The 7137-nt window shown below is 59.1% G+C and carries 4 protein-coding genes and 1 pseudogene; 2 read left to right on the top strand and 3 right to left on the bottom strand.

The window, feature by feature from the left end:
• Both DBR24_RS31310 and mksF read left to right on the top strand, forming a co-directional pair.
• A pseudogene (locus DBR24_RS31310) lies at positions 1-372 on the top strand (chromosome partitioning protein); the annotation flags it as partial.
• The gene (gene mksF, locus DBR24_RS22965) at positions 369-3209 is read left to right on the top strand and encodes an Mks condensin complex protein MksF (protein WP_128615891.1); all 2841 of its coding nucleotides are present in this window, start codon (positions 369-371) and stop codon (positions 3207-3209) included. The pseudogene DBR24_RS31310 and the gene mksF, both read left to right, overlap by 4 nt.
• Before the next feature lie 216 nt (positions 3210-3425).
• Here the strand turns inward: mksF and DBR24_RS22960 are convergent, their stop codons facing one another.
• From DBR24_RS22960 to DBR24_RS22950, 3 genes are read right to left on the bottom strand one after another with little or no spacing between them, the layout of a single operon-like run.
• The gene (locus DBR24_RS22960; protein ID WP_128615890.1) at positions 3426-5729 is read right to left on the bottom strand and encodes an intermembrane transport protein PqiB; all 2304 of its coding nucleotides are present in this window, start codon (positions 5727-5729) and stop codon (positions 3426-3428) included.
• Complete coding sequence (locus DBR24_RS22955; protein WP_123462982.1) at positions 5722-6345, bottom strand: paraquat-inducible protein A; 624 nt, start codon at positions 6343-6345, stop codon at positions 5722-5724. Before DBR24_RS22955 ends, DBR24_RS22960 begins: the two co-directional genes overlap by 8 nt.
• Entirely contained in the window at positions 6332-6991 is a 660-nt protein-coding gene (locus DBR24_RS22950) for a paraquat-inducible protein A (RefSeq protein WP_123462980.1), read from the bottom strand. The genes DBR24_RS22955 and DBR24_RS22950 overlap by 14 nt, the downstream gene beginning before the upstream one ends.
• Positions 6992-7137 lie beyond the last annotated feature (146 nt).

Raw genomic sequence — 7137 nt, 5'->3', positions numbered from 1 at the left:
CTGCCGTCGCTTCTGGATAAATACCGCGACCTGTTCATTCAGGCCGAAGTGCAGACCGTCGAAGAACTCGAAGAAAAAATCATGCGCCGCATGACCCAGCTCGGTTTCGCCGGCGAAGAAAACGGCGTGTACCGTTTCCTGCCGCCGATGCACCGTTTCCTCGATGTGTGCCTGTCGGTGCAACAAGACCGCGATCTGGCGGCCAGCGTGCACAGCGTTCTGCCGCTGCCGGCACCGGTGCTGATCGACGAAGCCGCCGAAGCTAAATTCCTCGAGACTGACGATCCACTGGATCTGTCCGAATTTGACGAAGAAAGCGAAGAAGACGCACTGGCTAGAGCCATTGCCGAAGAACAGGAGTCCGACGCATGAGCCAGGAACGCTACGGCATCCGCCGCTTTGCCCTTTTGAACACCGCCGGTTACAGCCTCGGCCTGTTCCCGCTGGAAGAACCGCTGTCGGTCTACGGTGCGAACAACCTCGGTAAATCGGCGTCGATCAACGCCCTGCAATTCCCGATTCTGGCGCGCATGTCGGACATGAGTTTCGGCAAGTACAGCCTGGAACAATCGCGGCGTTTCTACTTCGCCTCCGACACCAGCTACATCCTCGTCGAAGTGAACCTGCCCCACGGCCCACACGTGATCGGCGTGGTCGGTCGCGGTCCGGGCGGTGGCTTCGGTCACCAGTTCTTTGCCTACGCCGGCAAGCTCGACCTGGCGCATTACCAGAAGAACGACACCTGCCTGCGCCAGAAAGAACTGTTCAGCAACCTTGAGAAAGAAGGCCTGAAAGCCTACGAACTCAAGCCTGATGAACTGCGTCGCTTGCTGGTTGGCGGGCATACTTCGATCCCGCTGGACCTGACCCTGATCCCGCTGCGCTCCACCAGCGAGCAGAGCCTGAAGACCTTCCGAGCGCTGTTCATCAACCTGCTGCACATGCGCGAAATCACTGCGGCCAAGTTGAAGCAGCTGTTCCTCGATGCCTTCGAGCACAGCCTGCGCTCCGGCAGCGTCGACTACATTGCCGCGTGTGAAGAAGCCTTCCGCGATGTGCGCCGCATGGAGCAGGACTACAACTCGCTGGTCGCCGCCGGCCCGTTGGTCGAAGCCTTGGCCAACGGCGTGAAACAGCGTGACGTGCTGCGCGGCAAACTGCATCGCCTGTCGCCGCTGCTCGACTCGTTGCTCGGCACTTGGTCGGACTACGCCAATGCGCGCAAGGAAGAGCTGACGATTCAGGCCGAACACTACCGTCGCGAGCAGGACGATCTGCAAAACGACCAACGTGGCGGCACGCAGGAGCTGATGCGCCTGGAACGGGAAATCTCCGGCATCCAGCGCTGGCTCGGCGAGTTGTCGGTGCTGAAGAACCGCTTCGCGCTGGTCGATGACGTCAAAGTCCTGGAGCAACAATTGCTCGCGGCCAAGGACGCTCACGACGAACTGGCCGGTGCGCTGGCGCAGTCCCGTCAGTTCAGCGCCGAGGATCTGGAAGAGCGTCTGCGCGATCTGGAAAAACGCCTGAAATCGGTGAAGCAGCAACTCGATCACGCCGACAACAACAGTTACGCCCGCCTGCGCGAAGAGTTCTCGCAGCAGGACGTCGAGCGCTTGATGCGCCTGTTCAACAGCGCGCTGTTCAGCCTGCCGCTGGGCGAACACGGCATCACCCTCGACGAGGATGGCGAGTGGGTGAAATCGGTTGAGCTGATTCTTGATGGTTTCAAGGGCGAGCGTTTCGAAGTACCGGGCCTGTCGATCGACATCTCGCACATCGAGCCGCCGGCCCTGCAAGCACTGGCCGACCGTGCCGCGCTGCGCGACCAGAAAGAGCGTCTGGAAAAAGAGCTCAAGCAACTCAAGACTCAACAAGCTGTAGCCTCCGACCGCGCCGCGAGCAAGACCCAGACCGAAGCGCTGTACCAGCAAGTGCTCGACGCGCAGAAGGCCCTGGAAGACTTCCGTCGCACCCAGACCCTGAGCGCCGAAGAAGGCGACAAACTCGAGCAACTGGCGCAGATGGAAGCCGCGCAGGACGAACTCAAGCGCTCCAGCGATGCGTTCACCGAGCGCGTCCAGCAACTGTCGGCCAAGCTGCAACTGGTCGGCCGGCAGATCGCCGACATGGAAGCCAAGCAGCGCACCCTCGACGACGCGCTGCGCCGTCGTCAGTTGCTGCCGGCAGATCTGCCGTTCGGCACGCCGTTCATGGATCCGGTCGACGACTCGATGGACAACCTGCTGCCGCTGCTCAACGATTATCAGGACAGTTGGCAGGGCCTGCTGCGCGCCGACGGTCAGATCGAAGCGCTGTACGCGCAGGTACGTCTGAAAGGCGTGGCCAAGTTCGACAGCGAAGACGACATGGAGCGCCGTCTGTCGCTGCTGATCAACGCTTACGCGCACCGTACCGATGAAGCCCTGACGCTGGGCAAGGCCCGTCGTGCGGCGGTCACCGACATCGCCCGGACCCTGCGCAACATCCGCAGCGACTACGACAGCCTCGAGCATCAACTGGCGCTGTTCAACCGCGAGATCAACAAGCGTCAGGTGTCCAACCTGCAGAGCTTCCGCATCGTCCTCGCGCCGAACAAGGAAGCGCTCAAGCACATCGACCAGATCATCCACAGCGCCGGCCAGTACGAAGAAGGCGAAACCCTGTCGGTGTTCGACCTGAGCCAGAGCGCCGAGCAGGACAACAAGAACGAAGAAGCCAAGGAATACCTGGCGCGGCTGGTGGCGGCGAACCACAACCAACTCGGTCTCAAAGACTTGTTCGAACTGGCGTTCGAGATCACCAAGGTCAACGGTCAGCCGGTGATTCACACCGACATCGACGGCGCGGCGTCCAACGGTACGACCATGACCATCAAGGCGTTGACCAACATGTACTTGTTGCTGCACTTGATGGACCGTGACCTCGCCGGTCGCGTGCGTCTGCCGTACTACCTCGACGAGGCGGCGGACATCGACGAGAAGAACCAGGCTGCCCTGCTGGAAACCAGCCTGCAGCTGGGCTTCGTGCCGATTCTGGCGAGTGTGAAACCGCAGGTTTGCGCCAGTGTCGCCATCGACCTGGAAGGCGGCAGCGGTCCGGCGGGCATCTACATCGACGAGGCGGACTGGAAGTATATCCGTCGTCATGATGTGGTGAAGGCGCCGCTGAACGTTGAAGCAGATGAACCGGAGCTGGATGCGGTTTGATCGGCGTTAACTGACGGCAATAAAAAGGGCCGCGATCCCATCGGATCGCGGCCCTTTTTTATGGCCTGGGGTTTGTGCTGATTTTCAGGGCCTCATCGCTGGCAAGCCAGCTCCCACAGGTTTTTTGTCATGTACAAATTGTGAGTACACCGCCGACCACTGTGGGAGCTGGCTTGCCAGCGATGGCGTACTTCCAGACGCCTGATGAGCTTGAGGTTACTTACCGAGCGAAATCTTTGGCGCCCACGTCAGCCACTCATCCTCGAACTTGTCGAACAGCGGGAACGTCTGCTCAGCCCGCGCCGGATTGCCCATGCGCTCACCGTCCGGCGTAGCGAAAGCAATCCCACCCTGAATCGCCGTCTCCAGCGATTCCGTTCGCACCGTCAGCCCGTTGAACAAGCCGATATCAAAACCGACACCACTGGTGTTCCAGAACCTACTACCGCTACGCACCAACGGCGCGTATTTTGGCTCGATCAGAATATGCACCAACACTCGATCAGCGGTCTGCCCCAGTTCATAACCGGTGACTTTACCCACGGTAATTTCACGGTAAGTCACCGGCACCCCCGGTTTCAGCGAACCACGACGGGCCGCACTCAAGACCAGACTCAGACCCGCCTCTTGCTTGGTCACTTCAGGCGCATGGGCCAAGGCAACAAAGTTCTTCTGCGGGCCGAGGTTCTTCGCCGCCGGCTGCACTTCGATGTACTGCCCAGTAACCAGGGTTTCCAGATTCTGGGTCTTGATCAGACCCAACTCCGGTTTGACCACCCAGAACTGACTGCCCACCCGGGCAATCTTCTCCGGCACTTCAGTGATGCGCGCGGTGAGGATGACCGACTGCAGGTCGTCGGTCAGATCAACGCTTTCGATCTTGCCGACATCCAGCCCCTTGAAGCGAACCGGGGTGCCGCTGCGCAAACCATCGGCGCGATCAACCTTGATCGTCACCACCGCGCCTTTCTGATTGGCTTCGTCATGATTGGCGAACAGACGGAAACGCGGAATGCGCTTCTGCAACGGCGCTTTGGCTTGCGGCGTTTCGAAAGCAATACCGCCGGCCATCAGGGTCTGCAGCGACTCACTCTTCACCTGAATCCCGCCTGTCAGACCACCGGTCAGGGTGATACCGCTGACATTCCAGAAGCGGGTCGATGCGTTGACCAGGTTTTCGTACTCCTTCTCGATGTGCACACCGATGACCAGTTGCTTGCGGGTCTTGGAGAACTGATAGCTCTGCACCGACCCGACCTTGACCTGTTTGTACAGAATCGGGCTGCCGACATCGATGGAACCGAGGACGTCAGTGAACAGCACCAGGTGCAGCCCCGGAGAACGCAGATCCAGCGGCGGCGCTTTGGGGCGTGCCTCGAATTCACGTTTCGGTGCAGCCCCTTTATCACCGGGACGCACGGCGATGTAGTTGCCTTTCACCAACGCTTCCAGGCCGGTGATACCGGCCAGAGAAATCGATGGTTTAACCACCCAGAATTGCGTGCCGTCGACCAGATAATCCTCAGCCAGAGGATCAAGCGTCAGCTCGGCGGTGGCGCTGTTCAGATCCGGATCAACTTTCAACGCTTTCAGGTTGCCGACCTGAATGCCCTTGTACAGCACCGGCGTTCGACCGGCCTGCAGGCCTTCGAAGTCACTGAGTTTGACCTTGACCCGAATGCCGGCAGCGGCGGCGTCGAAGTCTTCGTAAAGACGGAACGGCAGACTCGGGTCAGTCGGCGGACTGTCCTTGCGATTCTCCGGTGTGGCGAAAGCGATACCACCGGCGACGATACTCGCCAGGGATTCGCTGCGCACTTTCACGCCGGACAGGTTGGCGTCGATGCTGATGCCGCTGGCGTTCCAGAACCGCGTGTGTTTGCGCACCAGTTTGGCGTAGGTTGGCTCGATGAAGACTTTGAGTTCAACGGTGCTCTGGTCTTCAGACAGCACGTAGCTTTTGATCTGACCGACCTTGATCTGCTTGTAGAACACCGGACTGCCGCGGTTCAGCGAACCGAGGCGATCGGCCTTGATGGTCAGGTGCAGGCCGGGCTTGGAGTCCGACAGCGGCGGCTCTTCGGCCAGGGCCTTGAACTTGCGGGCGGGCTCGCCTTCACCGGGACTGATCGCGACGTAATTCCCGGACACCAGGGTTTCCAGGCCGGTGATACCGGCCAGGGTCACACTCGGTTTCACCAGCCAGAAGCGCGTGCTGGTCTTGAGGTATTGCTCGACGTCCTTGTTCATCTCGACGGTGGCGATCACGCCCTTGGAGTTGCCTTCGTCATCGAGTTTGAGCGCCTTGACCTTACCGACCGACATGCCCTTGTACATGACCTCGGTCTTGTTGGCCTGAATGCCTTCGCCGCTTTCGAAGCGAACCTGGATTTCAACACCGGTTTCCGTATAGGCACGCCAGCCAAGCCAGCCTCCGATGATCAACGCGATCAAGGGCAACACCCAAATGGCGGACCAGTTCGAGGCCGGTCGGGTTTTCGCTACAGGCAAATCAGTCATGGTCGTCGTCCGACTCCGTGTTATCCCAAATCAGTCGGGGATCGAAAGTTACTGCGGCGAGCATCGTCAGTATCACCACACTGGCGAAGGCGATGGCGCCAAGGTTGGCTTCGACACTGGCAAGCCGGCCGAAGTTGACGACCGCCACCAGAATGGCGATCACAAAAATATCGAGCATCGACCAGCGACCGATGAACTCGATGAAGCGGTACATCCAGATACGTTGCCGTGCGGACAATGGCTGACGTCGTTGCACCGAAAACAGCAGCAAGGCGATGCCCACCAGCTTGAAGGTCGGCACCAGAATACTGGCGATGAATACCACGGCGGCAATCGGGATCATGCCGTGCTGCACCAACTGGATCACGCCGGACATGATCGTGCTCGGATCACCCTGCCCCAAAGAACTGACAGTCATGATGGGCAGCACGTTGGCCGGAATGTAGATAATCGCCGCTGTAATCAACAGCGCCCAGGTCCGGGCCAGGCTATTGGGACGGCGAGCGTGGACCAGCGCGCCGCAGCGAGTGCAGCTTTGCTCATCGGTGTCCGCTTCCTGCCTGTTCAATTCGTGGCATTCGGTACAAATCAGAATGCCCGCATCAATCGCCCGCATGAGCATCCTCTCCTGATAACGCCTGCCAGATCTGATGCGGTGACATCACCACTTCCAGCCAGACCTGAACCAACAACAATCCAATGAAACACACCAGGCCCAGGCCAACGGTGATCGCGGCCATGTCCGCCAGTTTGACGATCGCCACCAGAACGCCCATGAGGTAAACCTCGAGCATTCCCCAGTCTTTGAGGTGGTGGTAAATGCGGTACAGCAACAAGCCGTAGCTGCGACCGGCATCGAAGCGAATCGTCAGCAACACGAACAACTGGCACAGCAACTTGAGCAACGGTATGGCCATGCTGCACAGGAAGACGACGATTGAAACACCCTGCATGTCGGTGTTGAACAGACCGAGCACGCCACTCCAGACCGTATCCTGCGAAGATTGCCCGAGGATATTGAGTTGCATGATGGGCAAAAAGTTTGCCGGGATGTACAACAGCAATGCCGCGATCACCAAGGCAAGGCTGCGCTGCACCACGTTATGGCGATGGGCATACAGTTCGTAACCGCAGCGCGGGCAGATGGCTTTTTCGCCGTGAGCAAGTTGTGGCTTGCGCATCAGCAGGTCGCACTCGTGACAGGCCACCAGGTCTTCCAGCGGTAATTCTGACAGCCCGCGGGCGTCAACCGACTCTGACATACAGGCTCTGGCTCCGAAAAAGATGGGGCTATTCTAGTGTTCTGATTCGAAAATAACTGTGCAAATTTGTTCGCTGACTAAGCAATAATTTTTCTACGGGCAAAACAAAACCCCAACTGCTTTCGCAATTGGGGTTTCGGAATTTA

The organism is Pseudomonas sp. HMWF006, from assembly GCF_003061205.1.
Classification (GTDB): domain Bacteria; phylum Pseudomonadota; class Gammaproteobacteria; order Pseudomonadales; family Pseudomonadaceae; genus Aquipseudomonas; species Aquipseudomonas monsensis.
Note: the sequence above shows the minus strand (reverse complement) of the source record. Positions and strands in the feature narration are given on the sequence as shown.